The following is a 25,303-nucleotide window of genomic DNA, read 5'->3' as shown; positions in this document are numbered from 1 at the left end:
AAACCTCAAAAATCTTTTTAAAAAGAAAGATATTGTCTTATTGAATATTCTGTGCTGAAATTACATGACACTACAAAAAGTAGTGCATAAAAAAATAAAACAGACAAAGGAGAAAGCCATGCAATTGTTTTTAGACAATCTCAAAGCCTTTTTCGAAACCATCAGCGGCTGGGTCTGGGGACCTATTATGTTGATGCTGCTGGTCGGTACGGGCATTTTGCTGACCGTTTTGCTGAAAGGCTTGCAGTTCACCATGTTGGGTTATGCGCTGAAACAGGCGTTTGTGCCGTCAAAGAAGCATGAAGACGGCGGAGACCACGAAGGCGATATTTCCCATTTTGCGGCGTTGATGACCGCGCTGTCCGCCACCATCGGTACGGGTAACATCGCCGGTGTGGCAACTGCGGTGGTAACCGGCGGCCCGGGCGCAGTATTTTGGATGTGGATGACCGCCATTTTCGGCATGGCCACCAAATACGGCGAAGGCGTGTTGGCGGTGAAATACCGCGTGACCAATTCCAAAGGTGAAATGTCCGGCGGCCCGATGTATTACATCGAAAAAGGCTTGGGCAAAAACTGGAAATGGATGGCCGTTGCGTTTGCACTGTTCGGCACATTCGCTTCCTTCGGTATCGGCAGCTCGGTGCAGTCCAACTCGGTTGCACAGGCAGTGCAAACCAGCTTTGGTGTCGAACCTGCCTACACCGGCGTAATATTGACTGTATTAACGGCCATTGTGCTTTTGGGCGGCATTAAGGGCATTGCCAAAGCCGCGTCCTTTATCGTACCTGCCATGGCAGTGTTTTATGTAGTGGGCGGTATTTCCATTATTGTCGTGAATTCTGACGCACTGATGCCTGCCGTCAAACTGATTTTCTCCGATGCGTTTAGCGCGCAAGCCGTGGCTGGCGGTGCCATCGGTACGGTCATCCGCTACGGCGTGGCGCGCGGTGTGTTCTCCAATGAAGCGGGCATGGGTTCTGCGCCGATTGCCGCCGCCGCCGCGAAAACCGACCACCCCGTCCGTCAGGCATTGGTTTCCATGACCGGTACGTTTTTGGACACCATCGTCGTTTGTTCGATTACCGGTATCGTGTTGGTCATGGGTCTGCTCGGCGCAGGCGGCGAGTTTGTGAAACCTGAATTGAGCGGCGCGGCGCTGACAACCGTCACTTTCCAAAAAATGCTGCCCGGCATCGGCGGCTGGATTGTCACCATCGGCCTGATTTTCTTTGCCTACTCAACCATTCTCGGCTGGTGTTATTACGGCGAGAAATGCGCGGTTTACGTCTTCGGCGAGAAGTTTGCCGGTTTGTACCGCGTTGGTTATGTTTCTTCGGTTATGCTGGGAACCGTGTTGAGCCTTGATTTGGTGTGGCTGGCTTCGGACACATTCAACGGCTTGATGGCGTTGCCCAACCTGATTGCGCTTTTGTTGATGGCGAAAGTCATCGTCAATGAAACGCGCGACTTCAAACAAAAAATCAAAAACGGCGAATTGCCGCATTAATGTCCAAGGCCGTCTGAATCTGAATATTCAGACGGCCCGATGTATATTAAGTCTGTTTGGAAAAAAGTCAGAGGAGGAGAAAAATGAAAGTGCTTGTTTTAGGTGCTGGTGTTGCCGGCGTATCTTCCGCGTGGTATCTGGCAGAGGCAGGACATGAAGTAACAGTCATCGACCGCGCCGAGGGTGTGGCGATGGAAACCAGTTTTGCCAATGCAGGCCAGCTTTCTTACGGCTATACCACGCCGTGGGCTGCTCCCGGTATTCCGACCAAAGCGCTGAAATGGCTGTTTAAAAGCCATCCGCCTTTGCTGTTTCGCCCTGACGGCAGCCTGTATCAAATCGAATGGCTGTGGCAAATGCTGCAAAACTGCACGGCCGCGCGCTATCAAATCAACAAAGAGCGCATGGTCAGGATTTCTGAATACAGCCGAGAAATGTTCCGCCGTTTTGAAGCGCAAACCGGCATGAATTTTGAAGGGCGCAAAAAAGGGACGTTGCAGATTTTCCGTCAGGCTAAAGAAGTCGAAGCGGCAGAACAAGACATTGCCGTTTTGGAACGCTACGGCGTGCCGTACCGCCGTCTGAAACCCGAAGAATGCGCCGAGTTTGAGCCTGCGCTGGCACGCGTTACCGCAAAAATTGCCGGCGGCCTGCACCTGCCTGCGGACGCAACCGGCGACTGCCACCTCTTCACTGAAAACCTATACAAATTGTGTCAAGAAAAGGGCGTACAGTTCCACTTCAACCAAACCATCAGCCGCATCGACCACAACGGGCTGCGCATCAAAGCCGTTGAAACCGAAACAGGGCGGTTTGAAGCAGATGCCGTTGTCTGCGCGCTCGGCTGCTTCAGCAGGACTGTGTTGGTGCAGTTGGATCTCAATCTGCCGATTTATCCCGTCAAAGGCTATTCCTTGACCCTGCCGGTCACCAATTCAGACGGCGCGCCGGTGTCCACCGTCTTGGATGAAAGCTACAAAGTCGCCATCACGCGCTTTGATAACAGAATCCGCGTCGGCGGCATGGCGGAATTGTCCGGCTACGAAATCAAACTGCCCGAAAAACGCCGCGAAACCTTGGCTTTGGTCGTCAACGACTTGTTCCCCGAAGGCGGCGATTTGAACCAAGCATTGTTCTGGAGCGGCCTCAGACCGATGACGCCCGACAGCACGCCGTTAATCGGGCGTACCCGCTTTGAAAACCTATTCCTGAATACCGGCCACGGCACTTTGGGCTGGACCATGTCGCTGGGTTCGGCAAAATTAACTGCCGATATCGTGAGCGGCAAAGACACCGAAATCCGAAGCGACGATTTGAGCCTGTCGCGCTATCAGGCTTAAGCTGGAAAGCGCTAAGGTTTAGCGGCATTTTAAATGTAAAGGCCGTCTGAAAATCATTTTTCAGACGGCCTTTTGTTTCAAAATCCATGTATCCAATCAATAAAATAAATAATAACTATTATCATGCGCATTAAAAAGTGTTAGTCTGAACCTGTCCCAGCTTTTAGCGCAGGTTTTCTTATGCCCGATTTTTCGATGTCCAATTTGGCCGTTGCCTTTTCCATCACGTTGGCTGCCGGTTTGTTTACCGTATTAGGCAGCGGCTTGGTGATGTTTTCCAAAACGCCCAATCCGCGCGTGTTGTCGTTTGGTTTGGCATTTGCCGGCGGTGCGATGGTGTATGTTTCCCTGACGGAGATTTTCAGTAAATCCAGCGAGGCGTTCGCTGAAATTTATGATAAAGACCACGCGTTTGCGGCGGCAACGATGGCATTTTTGGCCGGAATGGGCGGCATTGCGCTGATTGACCGCCTGGTGCCGAACCCGCATGAAACTTTAGACGCGCAAGACCCGTCGTTTCAAGAAAGTAAACGCCGCCATATCGCGCGAGTCGGCATGATGGCGGCGTTTGCGATTACTGCGCACAATTTCCCCGAAGGCTTGGCGACGTTTTTTGCCACCTTGGAAAATCCGGCGGTCGGGATGCCTTTGGCCTTGGCGATTGCCATCCATAATATTCCGGAGGGCATTTCCATCGCCGCGCCGGTTTATTTTGCCACCCGCAGCCGTAAGAAAACGGTATGGGCGTGTCTGCTATCCGGCTTGGCCGAGCCTTTGGGGGCGGCTTTGGGCTATTTGGTTTTGCAGCCGTTTTTATCGCCTGCCGTGTTCGGTTCGGTGTTCGGCGTGATAGCTGGTGTGATGGTGTTTTTGGCGTTGGACGAGCTGCTGCCGGCCGCCAAACGCTATTCAGACGGCCATGAAACCGTTTACGGCCTGACAACGGGTATGGCGGTGATTGCCGTCAGCCTGGTATTGTTCCGTTTTTAAAACCCGTATGCCAAAGGCCGTCTGAAATGATTCAGACGGCCTTTTTGCGTTATAATCCGCACATCAAAAATAACCTTAATTTCACAAAGTTCCATCATGTTAGACAAATACAATCCAGCCGAAATCGAATCCAAACATTATCAAAACTGGGAAGAGCAGGGCTATTTCCAGCCTGATATGGATTTGACCAAACCGTCTTTCTCCATCCAACTGCCGCCGCCCAACGTAACCGGTACGCTGCACATGGGCCATGCCTTCAACCAAACCATCATGGACGGTCTAACCCGCTACTACCGCATGAAAGGCTGCAACACCGCCTGGATTCCGGGCACCGACCACGCGGGCATTGCCACGCAAATCGTGGTCGAGCGTCAACTTGCCGCGCAAAACGTGTCCCGTCATGACTTGGGCCGCGAGAAATTCTTGGAAAAAGTGTGGGAATGGAAAGAAGTTTCCGGCGGTACGATTACCCAACAAATGCGCCGCGTGGGCTGCTCTGCCGACTGGACGCGTGAGTATTTCACGATGGACGACGTGCGCGCCGAAACCGTAACCGAAGTGTTTGTGCGTCTGTATGAACAAGGCTTGATTTACCGCGGCAAACGCTTGGTGAACTGGGATCCGGTTTTGGGTACGGCAGTATCTGATTTGGAAGTGGAAAGCGTGGAAGAACAAGGCTCTATGTGGCACATCCGCTATCCGCTGGCGGACAATCCCGCCGAAGCCGTTATCGTGGCGACCACCCGCCCTGAAACGCTGTTGGGCGACGTGGCCGTTGCCGTCAATCCTGAAGACGAACGTTATACGCATTTGATCGGCAAGGAATTAATCCTGCCGCTGACCGGCCGCACCATCCCCGTGATTGCCGACGAATACGTCGAAAAAGACTTCGGTACCGGCTGCGTGAAAATCACGCCTGCGCACGACTTCAACGACTACGAAGTCGGCAAACGCCACGACACGCGCCTGATTAATGTGTTTGATTTGGAAGCCAAAGTGCTGGCAAACGCCGAAGTGTTTAACTTCAAAGGCGAAGCGCAACCAGGCTTTGCCCTGCCTGAAAAATACGCAGGCTTAGACCGCTTTGCCGCGCGCAAACAAATGGTTGCCGATTTGCAGGAACAAGGTTTCTTGGTCGAAATCAAACCGCACACGCTGATGACGCCGAAAGGCGACCGTACCGGTTCCGTGATTGAGCCGATGCTGACCAGCCAATGGTTTGTCGCTATGTCCGCCACGCCAAACGGCGGCGAGCCTGACAGCGAGTTCAAAGGTTTGAGCCTGGCCGACAAAGCCAAAAAAGCCGTTGATAGCGGCGCGGTACGTTTTATCCCTGAAAACTGGGTCAATACCTACAACCAATGGATGAACAACATCCAAGACTGGTGTATTTCGCGCCAACTGTGGTGGGGCCATCAAATCCCTGCATGGTACGACAACGAAGGCAATGTGTACGTCGCCCGCAATCAGGAAGAAGCCGAAAAACAAGCCGGCAAAACAGGTTTGACCCGCGAAGAAGACGTATTGGATACATGGTTCTCCTCCGCGCTCGTGCCGTTCTCCACACTCGGCTGGCCGTCTGAAACCGACGAACTCAAAGCCTTCCTGCCGTCCAATGTCTTGGTAACCGGCTACGAAATCATCTTCTTCTGGGTGGCGCGCATGATTATGATGACCACCCACTTCACCGGCAAAGTACCGTTTAAAGACGTGTACATCCACGGCATCGTGCGCGACCACGAAGGCAAAAAAATGTCCAAATCCGAAGGCAACGTCATCGACCCTGTGGATTTGATTGACGGCATCGACTTGGACAAGCTGCTGGTGAAACGCACGACCGGCCTGCGCAAACCCGAAACCGCGCCGAAAGTGGAAGAAGCAACCAAAAAACTCTTCCCTGAAGGCATTCCGAGCATGGGCGCGGACGCATTGCGCTTCACCATGGCGAGCTACGCCAGCCTCGGCCGCAGCGTCAACTTCGACTTCAAACGCGCCGAAGGCTACCGCAATTTCTGCAATAAATTGTGGAACGCCACCAACTTCGTGTTGATGAACACCGAAGATAAAGACTGCGGTCAAGACGAAATGCAGCCGTTGGCGTTTACCTTTGCCGACCAATGGATTATCGGCAAACTGCAACAGGCCGAAGCCGCCGTTGCCGAAGCCTTTGAAACCTACCGCTTCGACCTTGCCGCACAAACGCTGTACGAATTTGTGTGGAACGAATATTGCGACTGGTACATCGAGCTGGCAAAAGTGCAAATCCAAACCGGCTGCCCGACAACCCAGCGCACCACACGCCGCACCCTCGTGCGCGTACTCGAAACCATCCTGCGCCTGCTGCACCCAATCATGCCGTTCATTACCGAAGAGCTGTGGCAGGTCGTTGCGCCTCTGGCGAATGCCAAAACCGCCGACAGCATCATGTTGGCCGCCTATCCGCAAGCCGATAAAGAGAAAATCGTTCAGACGGCCTTCGATAAAATGGCCGCATTGAAAGACTTGGTGGAAGAAGTGCGCAAACTACGCGGCGAAATGGGTATCGCGCCAAACGTCAAAGCGCCGCTCTTTGTCGAAGGCAACGCAGAACTCGAAGGCCTGCTCAAATACCTGCCGTCGCTGACCCGACTGACCGAAGCCAAGCTGGTGGACAGCTTGCCGGAAGCGGAAGACGCACCTGTCGCCGTCTGCAACGGCGCGCGCCTGATGCTGAAAGTCGAAATCGACAAAGCCGCCGAAACCGCCCGTTTGAGCAAAGAAGCCGAGAAGCTGCAAAAAGCCTTGGACAAACTCAACGCCAAACTCTCCAAACCCGGCTATGTGGACAAAGCCCCCGCACATCTGGTGGAGAAGGATAAGGCGGAATTGGCGGAGTTGATGGATAAGATGGGGAAAGTGGAAGGGCAATTGGCGAAGTTGAGAGGGTGATTGGAAGGCAGCCTGAAAACGGTGGAGTGGTTTTCAGGCCGAAACACAGCTTTCATATTTTAAAAATTCAAAAATGTACGGAGACTATCATGGATATCGCTGCTTCTATTTTAGACCAACAGCTTTTAGGTATTCCGCAGGAAACCAAAGATGAAGTATGCCAAATTTTGAACATCAACCCAAATGACACGGACAAACTCAAATCCGCCCTGTTTACTTTTATCTGTATCAAAGACATTTTGGATTTGGATGAAGAAACAGCCTTGGATTGTCTGGTTGACGGAGGCGGAGATTTTGGAACGGATGCTGTTTATATAGATGAAGAAAACGATGGGGAATTTTCCGTTGTCCTTATCCAGTCAAAATACGCCAAGAGTTTGGACGGAAATAAAAATTTCCCACAAACCGGCATAGAAAAATTAATCAAGGCCGTTCAATATCTGTTTAATCCGGCTGCCGATTTGGGCGGCATCAATATGCGCTTGAAAGCCAAAGTCGAAGATATCCGCTCACGTATTCGGGACGGGCAGATACCGCAGATTCGGGTTATCGCCTGCAACAACGGGCTGAAATGGAACCGGGAAGCGCAAACCGATATTGACCGCGAATTTCAATCTGTATCCCAAGTGTCATGGGAGTATGCCAACCATGAAACCCTGCTGGCTATCCGTAGCCGCACAAAACCTGTCGATGCCGTATTGCGGCTGAAAGGCAAAGCAGTAATTGAAGATATGAATTTCAGCCGCGTCTGTATCGGGCGGATTCCTGTTAAAGAAATTGCCCAATTAATGAGACAGCATGGCGAAAAACTACTGGAAAGGAATATCCGCCGTTATCTCGGTTTGACAGGAAACCGCGTTAATCAGGATATCCAAAGAACCCTGCAACACGAGCCGGATAATTTCTATTTTTACAATAACGGGCTGACTTTGATATGCAGAAGTTTTTCCTATAATGCCTTGCAGACATCCGATTACCAGGTCAATGTTACGGATTTGCAGATTGTAAACGGCGGTCAGACATCCATGACCCTGATGAACGCAATAGCAGATTTTTCCGATATTTCGGACAATGCCAGCGTGTTGGTGCGCATCTACGAGCTGCCAAAAGAGCAAAACGATTTGGTTATGAAAATCACCCATGCCACCAACAGCCAAAATCCTGTGGATTTGAAGGATTTGAGAGCCAACGATCCCCAGCAGCAGCGTTTGGAGATATCGATTGCAGAGTTGGGTTACACCTACCGACGCAAGCGTAGCCAGGAAGCAGGAAAAAACGATATTACATCAGGCACGGTTGCCGAAGCGGTACTTTCGGTTGTCAAAGAAAAACCCCAGCAGGCGAAATTTTTCACCAAGGAGCATTTTGGTAAATTGTATGGCGAAATTTTCGATAATTTGAACGGGGCGCAGGCGGTATTGTCCGTATTGATTTACCGTATGGCAGAGAACAGAAGAAAACGCCCGCAGGAAAATGATCCCGACTTTGTCCGTTATGCTTCCTGTTTTATTGCCATGCAGATTGGCAGGAAACTTCTTGCAGATTCAGGATTGGCATCATTTGATTTGGTTAATCATCAAAATTTCGTTTCTTTGCAGGCACGGCTGGATGAAAAGGGCGAAGCTTACCTTCAAGCAGCAATACAGGACATCCGGCAGGCACTTGCTGCACTTTACAACGATAGCTCAGAAATTTCTTTACAACAACTTGCCGCCACGTTTAGACGTGGAGATTTAATTAATTACTTGAAGTAACCGACTAACCAATGGGGAGGCCGTCTGAATCCGTCTTTCAGACGGCCTCCCCATTTTCAGGCTGCCCTTCCCAAGTCAGCCTGAAACCTTTCCCCCGCCCCAAACCCATCCGCCGTCATTCCCGCCTGCGCGGGAATGACGGTGTTTGTTGCTTTTCAGACGGCCTTTTTCTTTTTTTTAATCCATCACATTCAATCAAACCAAACAATCTGATTTTCATCCACGCTGATGCTGATTTCCTGTCCGGTTTGCGGTTTGTCCGTATCGTGGTCGGCATGGGGATACCAAATTAAATCGCCGTATTGCGGATGGGTGAGGGTGAGGCGTATGCCTTCGGCGAGAGGAATGGCTTCGCTGATGCGGACGGCTGTGCCGTTCGGGTCGAATCGGATGGCGTGTTGGGGGATGTAGCGTGTGTCGCCGGTGTTGGCCAAACCGAGCAGTAGGGCGGCTTGGGCGTTGACGGGGCGGCGGATAAGGGTTTCCGGCGTGCCGTGTTGGAGGATGCGGCCTTCGTGCATGATGGCGATGGTGTCGGCCATGGTGCAGGCTTCCTCGGCGGAGTGGGTCACGAGGATGGCGGGGATGTTTTGACTGCGGATGCGTTCGGCGGTCAGGGTGCGCAGGTGGTGGCGCAGGTGGGTGTCGAGGCTGGAGAAGGCTTCGTCCAAGAGCAACAGCGACGGGCGCGTGATGAGGGCGCGTGCGATGGCGAGGCGTTGCTGTTCGCCGCCGGAGAGGCTTTCGGGTTTGCGTTGGGCTTCGTGTTCCAAACTGATGTCGCGCAAGGCCTGCATGGATTGTTCTTCGATTTCGGCTTTGGGCAGACGGCGCATTTTGAGGCCGAAACCGACGTTGTCGAGGGCGGTTAAATGCGGCAAAAGGGCGTAGTCTTGAAACATCAGCGAGATATTGCGCTTTTCAGACGGCATGTCGGTGATGTTGTCGCCGTTGAGCCAGACTTCGCCGCTGTCGGGACGCACCAGGCCGACGATGGTTTTGAGCAGGGTGGATTTGCCGCAGCCGGAGCGGCCGAGTACGGCGAGGATTTCGCCTGCGTCGACGTTTAGGTTGATGTTTTGGGCAACGGTTTTGCTGCCGAAGCGTTTGTTGATGTTTTTGAGTTGCAACATGGTTTCAGACGGCCTTTAAAAATGGGGTCGGCAACGGATGCTGTCGAGCCATGCGGACAGCGGATGTTTGGGGTCGATTAAGCCGTATCGACGGCAGGCTTCGATCGTAACCAGTTGGGCATCGTGCATCATGTGTCCGCCCAACATGGCATCAAGCAGGGTGGGGATGTCCATCAGTTCAAAACCGGCGACTTCGCCGTCTTGGTTGGCAGGTTGGAAGCCTTCGGGCAGGACGATGTCGAAGATATACAGGGTTTCGTTGTGGACACCGCGGTTAACGGGGCGCAAACTATATATTTGGGCAGTCGGTCGGATATGGGGGGTTAAGGAAGCGGGAATGCCTGCTTCTTCTTCACCTTCGCGACAGACAGCTTCAGACGGCCTCTCGCCGCTGCTGATGCCGCCTCCGGTCAGGTTGTCGAGTTTGTTTGGATCAACGGCTTTGTGCGGACTACGGCGGCCTATCCAAAAGCGCAAACCGTTTTCTGTTTCGACCAATCCGTTCAAATGCACAGCCTGACTCATCAGGCCGAACGGACGGAAGGCGGCGCGTTCTAGTGCGCATAAAGGCTTGCCCGACTGGTTGCAGATGTCAAACTTTTCACCGCGCCAACCTTTGAGCCAACCGCACTCTCGCCATTGTTGCGCCAGCGTTTGCAAACTGTCGCCCATTTCCGGCCAGCTGTCTGTTTCCAAATTCAGGCTGTCTGAAAGGGTCGACTGCCTGCCTGTCCAATCGCGCCCGAGGCGTTCGCGCCATAACGGGTTCAGACGGCCTAAAGGCAGGCCGTTGAGATACAGAATGCACCAATCGTCGGATGCGCCATAGCTTGTTTGCGCCCAATCCCACAATGCGTCGTGGATATCGGGTGTGAATACTTGTTCAAAACGGAAAGACTGAGACATGGCGCATCCTCCAAAAGAACTAAAGATACGTCGATTTTAGCCGTTTACGGCGAATTTGCAAAACAACCATACCCCCTGAAAACCGCTATAATAGAGTAAATCATCCGAAACGAGCACATCATCATGAGTGAATTGACCGATATCCTTTCCTACAACCAACGTTTCGTTGAATCGGGAGAGTACGAAAAATATTTCACCAACAAATACCCCGGCCGCGAGCTGGCCATTCTTTCCTGCATGGACGCACGCATTATCGAATTGCTGCCCAATGCTTTAGGATTGAAAAATGGTGACGCCAAGCTCATCAAAAACGCCGGTGCGCTGGTGACCCACCCTTGGGGTTCGGTGATGCGCAGTTTGTTGGTTGCCGTATTTGAACTCAAAGTCAAAGAAATCATGGTCATTGCCCACCACGACTGCGGTATGCGCGGATTGCACGCCGAAGAGTTCCTCCAACGCGTACACGACAGCAATATCCCCGACGACCGCATCGAAACCCTGCGCAATGCCGGTATCGATTTGGACGGCTGGCTTACCGGTTTTGACAACGTCGAAGACAGCGTGCGCCATACCGTCGAGCTGATTCGCAAACATCCGCTGATGCCCGACAACATCGCCATCCACGGCCTGGTCATCCACCCGACCACAGGCAAGCTCAACCTGATTGTTGACGGCAGCCTGCCTGCTTCAGACGGCCAAAACATCTAACGCAGACACCACCACGAAATGAAAAACATCGGATTATTCGGCGGCACGTTTGACCCCATCCACAACGGCCACCTCCACATCGCCCGCGCCTTTGCCGACGAAATCGGTTTGGACCTTGTCGTCTTCCTGCCGGCAGGCGACCCGTACCACAAAGACAGCACGCGCACGCCGGCACAAGAGCGCCTCAATATGGTCGAACTCGCCATCGCCGACGAGCCAAAATTCGCCGCCAGCGACTGCGACATTGTCCGTGACGGCGCGACCTATACGTTTGACACTGTCCAAATCTTCCGCCAGCAGTTTCCCGGCGCGCAACTGTGGTGGCTGATGGGCAGCGACAGCCTGATGCAGCTGCACACATGGAAAAAATGGCAAACCCTCGTGCGCCAGACCCATATCGCCATCGCCATGCGCCAAGGCGACAACCTCAACAAAACCCCGCGCGAATTGCACGCATGGCTCGGTGAAGCCCTGCAAAACGGCAGCGTCCGCATCCTCAACGCGCCGCTGCACAACACCAGCTCCACCCAAATCCGTGCCGATCTCGTCAAAATGCACCATTCAGACGGCCTGCCGCAACCTGTCGCCCAGTACATCCGCCAACACAAACTCTATGAAAAATAGCGTTTATTCAGGCAGATAAGCTATAATGCCGTCTGAAAACATTTCAACTAGGAAAATAATGAACGAACAAGAATTGCAAGACCTGCAAAAAATGGTCGAAGTGGCCGTAAACGCCCTCGAAGACATTAAAGCCAAAGACATCTCTGTTTTGGAAACCCAAGACAAAACCTCCCTGTTCGCCCGCATGATTATTGCCAGCGGCGACAGCACACGCCAAGTCAAAGCACTGGCGAACAACGTTGCCGTCGATTTGAAAGAAGCCGGTTTTGAAATCCTCAGCACCGAAGGCGACAGCGGCGAATGGACGCTCGTCGACGCAGGCGACCTCGTTGTCCACGTCATGCTCCCTGCCGTGCGCGACTTCTACGACATCGACACCTTGTGGGGTGGAGAAAAACCGAGTTTCCACGCCGGTATGCAAAAACCTTGGCACGCCGCCGACTAAAACGGTTTATCCATACAAAGGCCGTCTGAAACTTGAAAGCAAGCAAGTTTCAGACGGCCTTTTGCTATAATTTCATTCTTTTCACAATATTCAATTTATTGCACCATCATGCCGAAACCCGATTTCGCCCAAACCCTCTCCAAAGACCGCCATTTTCTGCGATCTGCCTTTAAAAACCCCAATAAATACGGCGGCTTAGCCAAGGTTGAGGAAAAATACAAAAAATCGCACGACCTCTATCTGCAACGCCTGTCCAAACTGCCCAAGCCCGAATTCGACAACACGCTGCCCGTTCACGAAAAACTCGACGAAATCAAAAAAGCCATTGCCGAGAATCAGGTAACAATTATTTGCGGCGAAACCGGTTCGGGCAAAACCACACAGTTGCCCAAGATTTGTTTGGAACTCGGGCGCGGGGCGGCAGGGTTGATCGGGCATACCCAGCCGCGCCGTTTGGCCGCGCGCTCCGTGGCAGAGCGGATTGCCGAAGAGTTGAAATCAGAAATCGGCAGCGCGGTCGGCTATAAAGTGCGCTTTACCGACCACACCTCGCGCGATGCCTGCGTCAAGCTGATGACCGACGGCATCCTGTTGGCAGAAACCCAGACCGACCGTTATCTCGCCGCCTACGACACGATTATCATCGACGAAGCGCACGAGCGCAGCCTGAATATCGACTTCCTCTTGGGCTACCTGAAACAGCTTCTGCCGCGCCGCCCCGATTTAAAAGTCATCATCACCTCGGCAACCATAGACGCAGAACGCTTCTCCCAACACTTCAACGGCGCGCCTGTACTGGAAGTAAGCGGACGTACCTATCCCGTCGAAATCCTCTACCGACCGCTGACCAGCAAAGACGAAGACGATGCAGAAGTCGAGCTGACCGACGCGATTGTCGATGCAGCCGACGAATTGGCGCGCTACGGCGAGGGCGATATCTTGGTGTTCCTGCCGGGCGAGCGCGAAATCCGCGAAGCCGCCGAAGCCCTGCGCAAATCCACGCTGCGCCGCAACGACGAAATCCTGCCCCTGTTCGCACGCCTGTCACACGCCGAGCAGCACAAAATCTTCCACCCTTCAGGCGCGAAACGCCGCATCGTGTTAGCAACCAACGTCGCCGAAACTTCGCTCACCGTACCGGGAATCAAATACGTCATCGACACCGGCCTTGCACGCGTCAAACGCTATTCCGCACGGGCGAAAGTGGAACAGCTTCATGTAGAGAAAATCTCCCAAGCCGCCGCCCGCCAACGCTCCGGCCGCTGCGGCCGCGTCTCCGCAGGCGTATGTATCCGACTGTTTTCAGAAGAAGATTTCAACAGCCGCCCCGAATTCACCGACCCAGAAATCGTCCGCAGCAACCTCGCCGCCGTCATCCTGCGCATGGCATCGCTGAACCTGGGCGACGTAGCAGCATTCCCATTTTTAGAAATGCCCGATTCGAGGTATATCAATGACGGTTTTCAGGTATTGCTGGAATTGGGGGCGGTGGAGGCCGTCTGAAAATAAAAACTTTCTTCATAAAAAGGCAGGCCATGTTTCATTTTCAGACGGCCTAAATCATTGAGAAACTAAAAACTATTGAAAAGGGAATATTGGGTTTTAAAACCCAATCGGTAAATTTTTTATTGTGAAATATTAATGATGAAAAAATCTTTCCTCACACTTGTTCTGTATTCATCTTTACTGACTGCCAGCGAAATTGCCTATCGTTTTGTATTCGGAATTGAAACCTTACCGGCTGCGAAAATTGCGGAAACGTTTGCGCTGACATTTGTGATTGCTGCGCTTTATCTGTTTGCGCGTTATAAGGCGACGCGTTTGTTGATTGCGGTGTTTTTTGCGTTCAGCATCATTGCCAACAATGTGCATTATGCGGTTTATCAAAGCTGGATGACGGGCATTAATTATTGGCTGATGCTGAAAGAGGTTACCGAAGTCGGCAGCGCGGGGGCGTCGATGTTGGATAAGTTGTGGCTGCCTGCGTTGTGGGGCGTGTTGGAAGTCGTGCTGTTTTGCAGCCTTGCCAAGTTCCGCCGTAAGACGCACTTTGCCGCCGATATTTTGTTTATTGCAGCGATGTTGCTGATTTTTGGACGTTCATTCAGTACGACGCAGGAACACGGTATTTCGCCCAAGCCGACATATAGCCGTATCAAAGCCAATTATTTCAGCTTCGGCTATTTTGTCGGACGCGTGTTGCCGTATCAGTTGTTTGATTTAAGCAAGATTCCTGTGTTCAAACAGTCTGCGCCAAGCAAAATTGGGCAGGGCAATGTTCAAAATATCATCCTGATTATGGGCGAAAGCGAAAGCGCGACGCATTTGAAACTGTTTGGCTACGGGCGCGAGACTTCGCCGTTTTTGACCCAGCTGTCACAAGCCGACTTTAAGCCGATTGTGAAACAAAGCTATTCCGCCGCTTTGATGACGGCTGTGTCCCTGCCCAGCTTTTTCAATGCGATACCGCATGCCAACGGCTATGAGCAAATCAGCAGCGGCGATACCAATATGTTCCGCCTCGCTAAAGAGCAGGGCTATGAAACGTATTTTTATAGCGCGCAGGCGGAAAACGAGATGGCAATTTTGAACTTAATCGGTAAGAAATGGATAGACCATCTGATTCAGCCGACGCAGCTTGGCTACGGCAACGGCGACAATATGCCCGATGAGAAACTGCTGCCGCTGTTTGACAAAATCAATTTGCAGCAGGGCAAGCATTTTATTGTGTTGCACCAACGCGGTTCGCACGTCCCATACGGCGCATTGTTGCAGCCGCAAGATAAAGTATTCGGCGAAGCCAATATTGTGGATAAGTACGACAACACCATCCACAAAACCGACCAAATGATTCAAACCGTATTCGAGCAGCTGCAAAAGCAGCCTGACGGCAACTGGCTGTTTGCCTATACCTCCGATCATGGCCAGTATGTGCGCAAAGATACCTACAATCAAGGCACGGTGCAGCCCGACAGCTATCTCGTGCCGCTGGTGTTGTACAGCCCGGATAAGGCCGTGCAACAGGCTGCCAACCAGGCTTTTGCGCCTTGCGAGATTGCCTTCCATCAGCAGCTTTCAACGTTTCTGATTCATACGCTGGGCTACGATATGCCGGTTTCAGGTTGTCGCGAAGGCTCGGTAACGGGCAATCTGATTACGGGCGATGCAGGCAGCTTGAACATTCGCGATGGCAAGGCGGAATATGTTTATCCGCAATAAGCGGCGTGAAAACCAATAAAGACAAATTTAGATGATGTCGGGGAAGATGCCCGACCGACAAGACTATGCAAAATATGAAAAACCAAGTACGCGGATCAGGCATGGATGCACGATCCAATCCAGTCAATGTTTCAGACGGCCTGCAAAATAGTTCGGGCCATATCGGTGCCAACACGCGCTACCGCCTGACCAAACTCGGCGAACAAATGGCGCGCCTGCCTATCGACCCGAAAATCGCGCGCATTTTGCTGGCGGCGAAGAAACACGACTGCATGGCGGAAATATTGGTGATCGCGTCCGCGCTGTCGATTCAAGACCCGCGCGAGCGGCCGCTGGAAGCGCGCGATGCCGCGGCCAAGGCGCATGAACGCTTTACCGACAAGCAATCCGACTTCCTTGCCTATCTGAATATTTGGGACAGCTTCCAGCGCGAGCGCGATAAAGGCTTGTCCAACAAGCAGCTGGTGCAGTGGTGTCGCCAATATTTCCTGTCACACCTGCGTATGCGCGAATGGCGCGAGCTGCATCACCAGCTTGCCCAAACCGCGATTGAAATGGGTTTGACCACTAAAGAAGCAGCGTTTCGACAACCTTCTACCCAAGAGCAATTAAGGCCGTCTGAAAGCCAAGGCGACCAAGATTTGGCGGCCAAACTCAAACAAAAACAACTGGATAAGAAACAACATCGCGCACAAATCCGTGCCGCCAAAGAAGCCGGCTACGAACAAATCCACCGCGCCCTGCTGACCGGCCTTATCGCCAACGTTGGCATGAAATCGCCCGACGGCAACGACTATACTGGCGCGCGCGGCAGCCGTTTCCACCTTTTCCCTGCATCAGCCCTGTTCAAAGCCAAGCCCAAATGGGTGATGGCGGCAGAATTGGTTGAAACCACGCGCCTTTACGCGCGCGACGTCGCCGTTATCCAGCCCGAATGGATCGAGCAGGAGGCGCCGCACCTCGTCCGCTACCATTATTTCGAGCCGCACTGGGAACAAAAACGCGGCGAAGTCGTCGCCAGCGAACGCGTGACGCTTTACGGCCTGACCGTATTGCCGCGCCGCCCCGTGTCTTACGGCAAAGTTGCGCCCGAAGAAGCACGCGAAATCTTTATCCGCGGCGCATTGGTGGCGCAGGAAAGCAATCTTCAGACGGCCTTTTTTGCCCACAATAAAAAGCTGATTAAAGAAATTACCGAACTCGAACACAAGTCTCGTAAGCAAGACGTATTGGTCGATGACGAAGCCCTGTTTGCGTTTTATAACGAACGCCTGCCCGAGCTGGTGTGGAAAGACGCGAAAGGCGGCGTTTGGGGAAGCGAAGAATCCGTACGGCTTATTGAATCCGACAAAGCCGAAAGGTCGTCTGAAAATGAGCGCAACGAGTTTCGTAAAAACAAGCGTAATGGGTCTCGCCAAAATGAAAATCACGGCTACACCGTAGGTTGGGTTGAAAACCCAACATCAGCCGCAACTGCAAAAACTGTTGGGTTTGACAACCCAACCTACGCTACCCAGCAACCCACCCCCTCCCCCGCAGGGGAGGGTCGGGGAGAGGGCAAAACAGTTGCCACCCAAACCAACTTTTCCGCAACCTCAACAAACCCTCTCCCTAGCCCTCTCCCACAGGAGAGGGGACAGAGTGCCGCAGCTTCAACAGTTCCAGACGACCCCAAACCCAAAAAGCAGCCTGCACTCCCAAAAGGCCGTCTGAAACCTTTGCCCCTTGCCGATATTCGCACCTTTGAAGCCTGGCTCAAAACCGCCGAGCGCGACAATCCGCGTCTGCTGTTCCTCAGCCGCGACGATCTGATGCAACACGCCGCTGCGCACATTACCGAAGAGCAGTTCCCCAAATTCTGGCAAACCGCAGACGGCAAGTTCAAACTTTCCTACCGCTTCGAGCCGCACCATCCGCTCGACGGCGTGACCATGACCGTGCCGCTGACCGTCCTCAACCGCCTGCATGCGCCGTCACTCGAATGGCTGGTGCCCGGTATGTTGCGCGAAAAAATCCAGCTGCTGATTAAAGCACTGCCGAAGCAAATCCGCCGCATTTGCGTGCCCGTACCCGATTTCATTACCAAATTCCTCGAAAGCAATCCCGACCGCCAAACGGCCATTATTCCCCAGTTGGCGCACTTTATCGCCAAAAGCGCCGGCGATATGCGGATTCTCGAGCAAATCGACCAAGACGCATGGGCGGCGCAAAAATTGCCCGAACACTGCTATCTGAATCTGCGCATTATCGACGACGGCGGACAAGAGCTTGCCGGCGGCCGCAAACTGCACGAATTGCAACAACAACTCGGCCAAGCCGCCGCCGTCACCTTCCGCGACAACACGCAAGAATTCGAGCGCGACAACGTTACCGCATGGGACATCGGCACCCTGCCCGAATCCATCAAATTCGCCCGCGGCAAACAGCAGCTCACCGGCTACCTCGGCCTGCAAAAAGAAAAAGACGGCCGTATCGCCCTGCGCCTGTTCGACACGTCCGACGCCGCCGAACAGGCACACCGTCAAGGCGTGATCGAACTCATGAAACTACAACTAAAAGAACAAGTTAAAGACCTGAACAAAGGCATCCAAGGCTTCACCCAAGCCGCTATGCTGCTCAAACACATCAACGCCGACACCCTGCGCGACGACCTCACCCAAGCCGTCTGCGACCGCGCCTTTATCGGCGAAGACGAGCTGCCGCGCAACGAAAAAGCCTTTAAAGAGCAAATCAAACGCGCCCGCAGCCGCCTGCCCGCCGTCAAAGAAGCCCTCAGCCGCTACTTGCAGGAAACCGCCGCCGCCTACGCCGAACTGAACGGCAAACTCGGCAAACACCCGCTCACCCACCTCATACGCCAACGCCTGCAAACCCTGCTCGCCGCCGGCTTCGCCACCCGCACCCCGTGGACACAATGGCCGCGCCTGCCTATCTACCTCAAAGCCATGACCCTGCGCCTCGAAAAATACAGCAGCAACCCAGCGCGAGACGCCGCCCGCGAAGCCGATATTCAAGAACTGGAACAAATGTGGCAGGAAAAAACCGACGGCTTGGTGAAACAAGGATTGCCCGTTTCAGACGACCTAGCCGCGTTTAGATGGATGATTGAAGAATTGAGGGTGTCGCTGTTTGCGCAGGAGTTGAAGACGCCGTATCCGGTGTCGGTGAAGAGGTTGTTGAGGGAATGGGATAGCTATAAAGGCTAGACTTTTCGCGTGCTTCGGGCTAAAATCCAGTTTGCTAATTACGCGTTTTTGGATGATTGAATTTAAATTTAGTCGTTCATAGTCAGGCGTTTCGCTAGACTGAATATTAATTGACTACATCTCCGCGAGAATTCGGGCTTTCTCCCGCCTTCTCGTTAGAGAAGTCGGGAGAAAGCCCGAATTCTCGCTTAATTTAGGTAGTTAGCTTTTTATGACCGCTGTTAAATCGTTCCTATCATTAATTCAAATTCATCAAACCCATATAAAAGATGCATTACCTTTTATATGGGTTTTTGGTTCTAGTAAAGAAAATTCATTTCGCAATCTTTTCCTAAAATATCACTGGAATATTAAACATGATATTGCTAAATATCAAATCAGCAGACCGGAGGATTATCCTGATTGGTTTAATTTTAACAACTATTACAAAAATCTTGTGGATTTTGAAAAAGATGTTGTATCTATTTCACAAGGGGCTATTATTTTCTCGGAAAGTGTAGGTTCTTATGCTGAAATAGGTATTTTTTCATGTTTTCCTTTTTTGTATAGAAATTTATTAATTGTATCAGAAGAAAAATACATTAATGAAAATCATGCTAGTTTTTTAAATTATGGTCCAATTTTGAAAATTAAAAATAATGACGAGGAATCAAAAAATATTTGGGCATTAGATAGTACGAAAGATTTTTTTAAGGAAGAATGTAAAGAAATATCAGATCATTTTTTGGAAATTATTACTAGTCCAAAAAAAGATTTGCTAAATATTGAATTAGAAAAAGATATAATAATTTTATTAGTTGATTTAATGGATTTATTTCCAAATAATACAATAAGCTTCTATAAAGATTTACTTGTAAATTTTTCTATTGATATAAATAAGTTTAATCTAAAAAAATTTTTCCGATTACTTCAGGTTTTGGAAGTTATTGGAAGTAAGAGATCAGGGAATAATACACTATACTTTATTAATGACAATATTAAATACATGCCATGTGTAAACTACTATATGAAAAAAAATGGTAAAACATTTGATAGAAATTTGTTCAAAATAGAAATGGGTAGATAATATGTTATCTGTTTTAGAAAATTTTAAGAAGACTTTCTCTTTCTCAACGGTTAGTGCAATTATTTTTATCCAAACTGCACCAAATAGATATAAATTTCATACTATCCAAAAAAGGCATGGTGGGGAAAGAGAAATTGCCCAACCCACCAAAAGTTTAAAAATTGTACAACGTTGGGTTATCAACCAATATTTTCAAAACAGCCCAATTCATAAAGCAGCAACTGCTTACATTAAAGGAAAAGGCATTTTAGATCATGCAGAACAGCATAAGTCAAATAAGTATTTACTTAAACTTGACTTTAAAAATTTTTTTAATTCAATAAATATTCAAGATTTTTATGAATTTATAAATCGGTCAATGCCCCAGTTTAGTGAAGAAGATAGAGATATTTTGGGTTTATTACTGTTTTGCAAAAATAAAGATGACAATTATTATTTATCAATAGGTGCACCAAGCTCTCCCCATGTATCAAATATTATCCTTTATAAATTTGATTGCTTAATTCAAGAGATATGTTCTAAGAAAGGTGTAGTTTATACAAGGTATGCCGACGATTTAGCATTTTCAACCAATATACCTCATATCTTAAAGGGAATTCTGTGTGATATTGAACATATCTTGTCTAATTTAGAATATCCAAAAAATTTAAAATTAAATCAAGAAAAAACAGTATTCTTATCAAGAAAACATAATAGAACATTAACAGGATTGGTCATTTCAAATACAGGAAAAATTAGTATTGGCAGAGATAAAAAAAGAAAATTGAGAGCTGCAATTCATAATGCAATACACGGCAAATTAACTGATGAAGAAATACAAACGTTAAAAGGAAGAATTGCCTTCCTAAAAGGTATTGATAAGGAATTTGCAATTAAACTTGAACAAGAATTGCAGTCTGCAAATCTATAAGCAAGTAATTGTGCCAAAACGCATATAGTGCTTTAAAACAGTTTTTTTAACTTTATAATTCCATCCCTTAAAAAAACATACCTAATCCCCAACCATGCCCGAACTCCCCGAAGTAGAAACCACCCTGCGCGGCATCGCCCCGCATATCCTCAACCAAACCGTCTCCGCCATAACCGTCCGTGAGCCCAAGCTGCGCTGGCAAATCCCGCCTGCGCTGCCTGAAACCCTGCGCGGGTTGGTGGTGCGTGAATGCCGCCGCCATGCCAAATACCTGCTGATTCGTTTTGACACAGGCGTGCCGCTGGTTCATTTGGGTATGTCGGGCAGCAAGTAGTAGCCTGCATCAAACCGCATGCGTGCCTTTTGAAACACATTCCACCTACAAATCACGCCAAACTTGGAATCCGTGTGTAGCAAGCTGTAGCCTGCATCAAACCGCGTGCGTGCCTTTGGGCACACACCCTACCTGCAATCCCACAAACCCCGTGTGTAGGGTGTGTGCGGTACGCACGCACGCGGTCTTTTTTAAAAATGTTCTTTCCAATCAAACCAAAGGCCGTCTGAAAGCACTTTCTACCTTTCAGACGGCCTTCTTATATCCCTATCCCTGTTTATTTTTCCAACCGTGCAATCAGTTCATCGGCCAAGTCAAGATAAGCTTGGGTGCCTTTGGCGTGGGCGTCGTAGGCGAGGGCGGGGAGGCCGTGGCTGGGGGCTTCGGCGAGGCGGATGTTGCGGGGGATGACGGTGTCGAAGAGCAGGTTGCCGAAGTGTTGTTTAAGCTGCTCGCTGACTTCGACGACGAGGCGGCTGCGGCTGTCATACATGGTGCGGACGATGCCGGTTACGTCGAGGTCGGGGTTGATGGCTTGGCGGATTTTGCGGACGGTGGCCACGAGGTCGGAGATGCCTTCGAGGGCGTAGTATTCGCAAAGCATGGGGACGATGACGCCGTTGGCGGCGACCAGGCCGTTGAGGGTGAGCAGGGTCAGGGACGGGGGGCAGTCGATGAGGACGTAGTCGTAGTCGTCGGCAACAAGCTGCAGGGCGTTTTTGAGGCGGATTTCGCGTGCGATTTCTTGGACGAGTTCGACTTCTGCGCCGGCCAGTGTGCGGTTGGCGCCCAATACGTCGTAGCCGCCTTCTTTGCTGCGGACGACGGCGTTAAGGATGTCGGTTTCGCCGAGGACAACTTGATATACGCCGTTTTCGATGGTGGCTTTGTTGATGCCGCTGCCTGTGGTGGCGTTGCCTTGGGGGTCGAGGTCGACGACGAGGACGCGGCGGCCTTTTGAGGCCAGGGAGGCGGCTAGGTTGACGGTGGTGGTGGTTTTGCCGACTCCGCCTTTTTGGTTGGCGACGGCGAGGATTTGTGCGCTCATGTGCTTTGCTGTCGTGTTAAGTGTGGATGGCTGGATTGTACCGTTATTCGGTATGCTTGGGTTGTTTTCAGACGGCCTTTTTGCGGATGATGACGATATGGCGTTCGGCATTGAGTTGGGGGACGTGCAATGCTTCGACTTTTTCGACGGCGACGCTTTCGGGCAGTTTGTCGATTTCTTCTTGCGGATATACGCCTTTCATGGCCGCCCAGTAGCCGCCGTCTTTGAGGAGGTGTTCGGTCCAGTTGACGAAGTCGGCGAGTTCGGCAAAGGCACGGCTGGTGATGACGTCGGCGCGGCAGTCGGCGGCGGCTTCTACGCGGCCGCTGATGACGCGGACGTTTTTAAGGCCGAGTTCGATCACGGCTTGTTGTAAAAAGGCGGTTTTTTTGGTGTTGGCATCGAGGAGGGTGATGTCAAGGTCGGGGCGGCAGATGGCGGTGGGTATGCCGGGCTGTCCGCCGCCGGAGCCGACGTCGAGCATGGTTTGGGCGTGTTCGATATAGGGCAGGAGGGTCAGGCTGTCGAGCAGGTGATGGCTGACGGTTTGGGCGGGATCGCGCAGGGCGGTCAGGTTGTAGGTTTTATTCCACTTTTGCAGCAGGGCGGCATAGTCTAGCAGTTTGGCCTGTTTGGCTTCGTCGATGTCCAAACCCAGTGCCTGTATGCCGTCGCGGAGCTGTTGCGCCTGATTCATTTGTTATTCCTTATTGGTTAAAACGCGTTGGATGTAATGGTAACGGAAAGCATGCCGTCTGAAAATGTTTGTGCTTGTTGAATCAACGTTTCATCTTGTGAAAGACGATGGGCTGTTCCGGCGCGCGCGTGAGCTGTTTGGGCAGGGTCAGCATGGCGATGATCCATACGGAGAGGGTGTAGTAAAACACGCCTTGCCCGAGCATACCGGCCAATGCGGCATTGCCTAAGATGGCTTCAAAAATCAAGCCTGCCGCCGCTGAGGCACACGCTGCGACACCGGCAAGGAATAGGGCGTAACGCGAATGCCGGCGCATCATTTTTTTATACGCCAGCTTAGTCAGTCCGCCGGCAATCGGCAGGTTGAGGAAGGCAAACATGCCGCAGACAAACCATGCGACGGAGTCCTGCCAACCGCTTTGCCATGCCCACGCGCCATCTTTGACCGTTATCAGCAGGCCTTGGCCGTCTGAAAAGGCGATTTGCACGATATTGTGCAATATCATCGCCAGCGGCAGAGTGAGGAACATCAGTGCGACCAATAGGGGGCGGTAGGGCTTTTCTTGAGTCAGGTACATGGCGGCTTGCCTTGTTGTGGGATAAGTCGAAATGATAGCAGATTGGCGGTTGATTCACGTTTGTTAGCGCTGAAATTGCTGACAAAAACGGTCAATTAAAAAAGAAATGAAAAATTCTTTTTTCTTGGCAAACGTTGGTAGATAAAGGTTAAGAAAACGTTTTCAGACGGCCTAATCTCTTATTTTTATATGAACCGAACAGAAAATCTTTGCATTTCTCCGTAAAATCTACTAAATTCTCAATAACATATTATAAAGACCTGAAATCTGGAACCCAAACCGAAACTGCCTCCCGCTATTTACGCTCGGAAACTCAGCAGGCAACAAAAGTTTCACACACTACAAAAACAAAGCAATTCCTCTGAAATCAGTTGTTTATAATGATAGATAACCACAAGGCAAACCATGCCTGACTTTAGTAGGAGTAAAACCATGGCTGAAGCAACCGATGTCGTATTAGTAGGCGGCGGCATTATGAGCGCCACTTTGGGCGTATTGCTCAAAGAACTCGAACCATCTTGGGAAATCACCCTGATCGAACGCTTGGAAGATGTAGCGTTGGAATCATCAAATGCATGGAATAATGCCGGTACGGGACACTCTGCGCTGTGTGAATTGAACTATGCGCCCCTGACTGCCGACGGCACGATCGATCCGACCCGCGCCCTCAATATTGCCGAACAATTCCATATCAGCCGCCAATTTTGGGCGACTTTGGTCGAAGAAGGCAAACTGACCGACCGCACTTTCATCAATTCCGTCCCCCATATGTCGCTGGTGATGAACGCCGACCATTGCAGTTATCTGCAAAAACGTTTCGACGTGTTCAAAAACCAAAAACTCTTTGAAAAAATGGAGTTTTCTACCGACCGCGCCAAAATTGCCGAATGGGCGCCGCTGGTTGTCAACGGCCGTGATGAAAACCAATCCATCGCCGCCAACTACTCCGCCGAAGGCACAGACGTCGATTTCGGCAGCCTGACCCGCCAAATGGTCAAATACTTGAGCGACAAAGGCGTAAAAATCAAATTCAACCGTCATGTCGACGACCTCAACCGCGAATCGGACGGCGCATGGGTGCTGAAAACCAGCAGCACCAAAGACGATGACGACCCGTTGACACTCCGCACCCGTTTCGTCTTCCTCGGCGCAGGCGGCGGCGCACTGACCCTGCTGCAAAAATCCGGTATCCCCGAAGGCAAAGGCTACGGCGGCTTTCCGGTTTCCGGCCTCTTCTTCCGCAACAGCAATCCCGAAACGGCCGCGCAACACAACGCCAAAGTATACGGCCAAGCCTCCGTCGGCGCGCCCCCTATGTCTGTTCCGCATTTGGATACCCGCAACGTGGACGGCCAACGCCATTTGATGTTCGGCCCGTATGCAGGCTTCCGCCCCAACTTCCTCAAACAAGGCTCGCTCATGGATTTGCCGATGTCCATCCACATGGACAACCTCTATCCTATGCTCCGCGCCGGTTGGGCTAATATGCCGCTGACCAAATACCTCTTGGGCGAATTGCGTAAAACCAAAGAAGAACGCTTCACTTCGCTCTTAGAGTATTATCCGGAAGCCAATCCTGACGACTGGGAACTGATTACCGCCGGTCAGCGTGTGCAAATCATCAAAAAAGACCCGAAAAAAGGCGGCGTACTCCAATTCGGTACCGAAATCGTCGCCCATGCCGACGGCTCTCTGGCCGCATTGTTGGGCGCGTCCCCAGGTGCATCAACCGCCGTACCTTTGATGATTAAGCTGATCAACCAATGCTTCCCAGATCATGCCGAATCATGGTCAGGCCGTCTGAAAGAATTGGTGCCCGGCTACGGTATCAAGCTGAACGACAATCCGACTTTGGCGGACGAAATCATCAGCCACAACGCGTCCGTTTTGGGCATTCATCACTAAATT

At 51.3% G+C, this 25,303-nt stretch carries 19 protein-coding genes and 1 pseudogene; 15 read left to right on the top strand and 5 right to left on the bottom strand.

Going from position 1 to position 25,303, the window contains the following annotated elements; genetic code table 11:
* Nucleotides 1-118: 118 nt before the first annotated feature.
* The 5 genes from ACTHSN_RS07725 (at nt 119) to ACTHSN_RS07705 (ending at nt 8,522) form a co-directional block, all read left to right on the top strand.
* The gene (locus tag ACTHSN_RS07725; RefSeq protein WP_070583787.1) at nt 119-1,510 is read left to right on the top strand and encodes an alanine/glycine:cation symporter family protein; all 1,392 of its coding nucleotides are present in this window, start codon (nt 119-121) and stop codon (nt 1,508-1,510) included.
* Nucleotides 1,511-1,593: 83 nt separating this feature from the next.
* Nucleotides 1,594-2,850, top strand: coding sequence for a D-amino acid dehydrogenase (locus ACTHSN_RS07720; RefSeq protein ID WP_440365239.1), 1,257 nt, complete (start codon nt 1,594-1,596; stop codon nt 2,848-2,850).
* A gap of 180 nt (nt 2,851-3,030) precedes the next feature.
* Entirely contained in the window at nt 3,031-3,840 is an 810-nt protein-coding gene (zupT, locus tag ACTHSN_RS07715; protein ID WP_002220178.1) for a zinc transporter ZupT, read from the top strand.
* Nucleotides 3,841-3,936: 96 nt separating this feature from the next.
* Nucleotides 3,937-6,768 (top strand): valine--tRNA ligase, encoded by a 2,832-nt coding sequence (locus ACTHSN_RS07710; RefSeq protein WP_107792385.1) that lies wholly within the window; start codon nt 3,937-3,939, stop codon nt 6,766-6,768.
* Nucleotides 6,769-7,013: 245 nt separating this feature from the next.
* Complete coding sequence (locus ACTHSN_RS07705; RefSeq protein ID WP_225905462.1) at nt 7,014-8,522, top strand: AIPR family protein; 1,509 nt, start codon at nt 7,014-7,016, stop codon at nt 8,520-8,522.
* Between the two features lie 191 nt (nt 8,523-8,713).
* Here the strand turns inward: ACTHSN_RS07705 and ACTHSN_RS07700 are convergent, their stop codons facing one another.
* Both ACTHSN_RS07700 and ACTHSN_RS07695 read right to left on the bottom strand, forming a co-directional pair.
* A complete protein-coding gene (locus tag ACTHSN_RS07700) occupies nt 8,714-9,655 on the bottom strand; it encodes an ABC transporter ATP-binding protein (RefSeq protein ID WP_070461260.1) in 942 nt (313 codons plus the stop codon).
* Nucleotides 9,656-9,670: 15 nt separating this feature from the next.
* On the bottom strand, nt 9,671-10,561 hold the full coding sequence (locus ACTHSN_RS07695; protein WP_070461259.1) for an NUDIX hydrolase: 891 nt from the start codon (nt 10,559-10,561) through the stop codon (nt 9,671-9,673).
* Nucleotides 10,562-10,684: 123 nt separating this feature from the next.
* On the opposite strand from ACTHSN_RS07695, the gene ACTHSN_RS07690 reads away from it, so the two are divergent.
* The 9 genes and pseudogenes from ACTHSN_RS07690 to ACTHSN_RS07650 all read left to right on the top strand — a co-directional run.
* Nucleotides 10,685-11,269 carry a beta-class carbonic anhydrase gene (locus ACTHSN_RS07690; protein WP_070461258.1) on the top strand — a complete coding sequence of 195 codons (585 nt, stop codon included), beginning with the start codon at nt 10,685-10,687 and terminating at the stop codon, nt 11,267-11,269.
* Between the two features lie 18 nt (nt 11,270-11,287).
* Nucleotides 11,288-11,893, top strand: a complete 606-nt coding sequence (gene nadD / locus ACTHSN_RS07685) for a nicotinate-nucleotide adenylyltransferase (protein WP_070461257.1) — start codon at nt 11,288-11,290, stop codon at nt 11,891-11,893.
* 58 nt (nt 11,894-11,951) lie between these two features.
* Nucleotides 11,952-12,338 carry a ribosome silencing factor gene (gene rsfS, locus ACTHSN_RS07680; protein ID WP_002246503.1) on the top strand — a complete coding sequence of 129 codons (387 nt, stop codon included), beginning with the start codon at nt 11,952-11,954 and terminating at the stop codon, nt 12,336-12,338.
* Between the two features lie 108 nt (nt 12,339-12,446).
* Entirely contained in the window at nt 12,447-13,841 is a 1,395-nt protein-coding gene (hrpA, locus tag ACTHSN_RS07675) for an ATP-dependent RNA helicase HrpA (RefSeq protein WP_083290053.1), read from the top strand.
* Nucleotides 13,842-13,979: 138 nt separating this feature from the next.
* Nucleotides 13,980-15,557, top strand: a complete 1,578-nt coding sequence (gene lpt3 / locus ACTHSN_RS07670) for a lipooligosaccharide phosphoethanolamine transferase (protein WP_141743136.1) — start codon at nt 13,980-13,982, stop codon at nt 15,555-15,557.
* Nucleotides 15,558-15,622: 65 nt separating this feature from the next.
* Nucleotides 15,623-18,763 carry a DUF3418 domain-containing protein gene (locus ACTHSN_RS07665; RefSeq protein ID WP_432760715.1) on the top strand — a complete coding sequence of 1,047 codons (3,141 nt, stop codon included), beginning with the start codon at nt 15,623-15,625 and terminating at the stop codon, nt 18,761-18,763.
* 211 nt (nt 18,764-18,974) lie between these two features.
* On the top strand, nt 18,975-19,829 hold the full coding sequence (locus ACTHSN_RS07660) for a retron St85 family effector protein (RefSeq protein WP_070461256.1): 855 nt from the start codon (nt 18,975-18,977) through the stop codon (nt 19,827-19,829).
* Between the two features lies 1 nt (nt 19,830).
* A complete protein-coding gene (locus tag ACTHSN_RS07655; protein WP_070461255.1) occupies nt 19,831-20,739 on the top strand; it encodes a retron St85 family RNA-directed DNA polymerase in 909 nt (302 codons plus the stop codon).
* A gap of 94 nt (nt 20,740-20,833) precedes the next feature.
* A pseudogene (locus ACTHSN_RS07650) lies at nt 20,834-21,067 on the top strand (DNA-formamidopyrimidine glycosylase family protein); the annotation flags it as partial.
* Between the two features lie 283 nt (nt 21,068-21,350).
* Here the strand turns inward: ACTHSN_RS07650 and ACTHSN_RS07645 are convergent.
* The 3 genes from ACTHSN_RS07645 to ACTHSN_RS07635 form a co-directional block, all read right to left on the bottom strand.
* Nucleotides 21,351-22,121, bottom strand: coding sequence for a ParA family protein (locus tag ACTHSN_RS07645; RefSeq protein ID WP_070461253.1), 771 nt, complete (start codon nt 22,119-22,121; stop codon nt 21,351-21,353).
* Nucleotides 22,122-22,188: 67 nt separating this feature from the next.
* On the bottom strand, nt 22,189-22,818 hold the full coding sequence (gene rsmG / locus ACTHSN_RS07640; RefSeq protein ID WP_036493627.1) for a 16S rRNA (guanine(527)-N(7))-methyltransferase RsmG: 630 nt from the start codon (nt 22,816-22,818) through the stop codon (nt 22,189-22,191).
* A gap of 82 nt (nt 22,819-22,900) precedes the next feature.
* A complete protein-coding gene (locus tag ACTHSN_RS07635; protein WP_070461252.1) occupies nt 22,901-23,395 on the bottom strand; it encodes a hypothetical protein in 495 nt (164 codons plus the stop codon).
* A gap of 432 nt (nt 23,396-23,827) precedes the next feature.
* Between ACTHSN_RS07635 and ACTHSN_RS07630 the strand changes: the two genes are divergently transcribed.
* Nucleotides 23,828-25,300 carry a malate:quinone oxidoreductase gene (locus ACTHSN_RS07630; RefSeq protein WP_070814109.1) on the top strand — a complete coding sequence of 491 codons (1,473 nt, stop codon included), beginning with the start codon at nt 23,828-23,830 and terminating at the stop codon, nt 25,298-25,300.
* The last annotated feature ends 3 nt before the right edge of the window (nt 25,301-25,303 follow it).

Origin of the sequence: Neisseria sp. P0009.S010 (assembly GCF_051958545.1) — a bacterium.
GTDB lineage: Bacteria > Pseudomonadota > Gammaproteobacteria > Burkholderiales > Neisseriaceae > Neisseria > Neisseria subflava_A.
This window is presented reverse-complemented; position numbering and strand designations above follow the sequence as displayed.

What these genes read in the sequence shown, in the direction of transcription:
- ACTHSN_RS07690 (WP_070461258.1), top strand. Translation starts at nt 10,685, where the DNA reads ATGAGTGAATTGACCGATATCCTTTCCTACAACCAACGTTTCGTTGAA.
- ACTHSN_RS07725 (WP_070583787.1), top strand. Translation starts at nt 119, where the DNA reads ATGCAATTGTTTTTAGACAATCTCAAAGCCTTTTTCGAAACCATCAGC.
- lpt3 (WP_141743136.1), top strand. Translation starts at nt 13,980, where the DNA reads ATGATGAAAAAATCTTTCCTCACACTTGTTCTGTATTCATCTTTACTG.
- ACTHSN_RS07720 (WP_440365239.1), top strand. Translation starts at nt 1,594, where the DNA reads ATGAAAGTGCTTGTTTTAGGTGCTGGTGTTGCCGGCGTATCTTCCGCG.
- ACTHSN_RS07695 (WP_070461259.1), bottom strand. Translation starts at nt 10,561, where the DNA reads ATGTCTCAGTCTTTCCGTTTTGAACAAGTATTCACACCCGATATCCAC.
- ACTHSN_RS07660 (WP_070461256.1), top strand. Translation starts at nt 18,975, where the DNA reads ATGACCGCTGTTAAATCGTTCCTATCATTAATTCAAATTCATCAAACC.
- ACTHSN_RS07710 (WP_107792385.1), top strand. Translation starts at nt 3,937, where the DNA reads ATGTTAGACAAATACAATCCAGCCGAAATCGAATCCAAACATTATCAA.
- hrpA (WP_083290053.1), top strand. Translation starts at nt 12,447, where the DNA reads ATGCCGAAACCCGATTTCGCCCAAACCCTCTCCAAAGACCGCCATTTT.
- rsmG (WP_036493627.1), bottom strand. Translation starts at nt 22,818, where the DNA reads ATGAATCAGGCGCAACAGCTCCGCGACGGCATACAGGCACTGGGTTTG.
- ACTHSN_RS07665 (WP_432760715.1), top strand. Translation starts at nt 15,623, where the DNA reads ATGCAAAATATGAAAAACCAAGTACGCGGATCAGGCATGGATGCACGA.
- nadD (WP_070461257.1), top strand. Translation starts at nt 11,288, where the DNA reads ATGAAAAACATCGGATTATTCGGCGGCACGTTTGACCCCATCCACAAC.
- ACTHSN_RS07630 (WP_070814109.1), top strand. Translation starts at nt 23,828, where the DNA reads ATGGCTGAAGCAACCGATGTCGTATTAGTAGGCGGCGGCATTATGAGC.
- ACTHSN_RS07645 (WP_070461253.1), bottom strand. Translation starts at nt 22,121, where the DNA reads ATGAGCGCACAAATCCTCGCCGTCGCCAACCAAAAAGGCGGAGTCGGC.
- ACTHSN_RS07635 (WP_070461252.1), bottom strand. Translation starts at nt 23,395, where the DNA reads ATGTACCTGACTCAAGAAAAGCCCTACCGCCCCCTATTGGTCGCACTG.
- ACTHSN_RS07655 (WP_070461255.1), top strand. Translation starts at nt 19,831, where the DNA reads ATGTTATCTGTTTTAGAAAATTTTAAGAAGACTTTCTCTTTCTCAACG.
- zupT (WP_002220178.1), top strand. Translation starts at nt 3,031, where the DNA reads ATGCCCGATTTTTCGATGTCCAATTTGGCCGTTGCCTTTTCCATCACG.
- ACTHSN_RS07700 (WP_070461260.1), bottom strand. Translation starts at nt 9,655, where the DNA reads ATGTTGCAACTCAAAAACATCAACAAACGCTTCGGCAGCAAAACCGTT.
- rsfS (WP_002246503.1), top strand. Translation starts at nt 11,952, where the DNA reads ATGAACGAACAAGAATTGCAAGACCTGCAAAAAATGGTCGAAGTGGCC.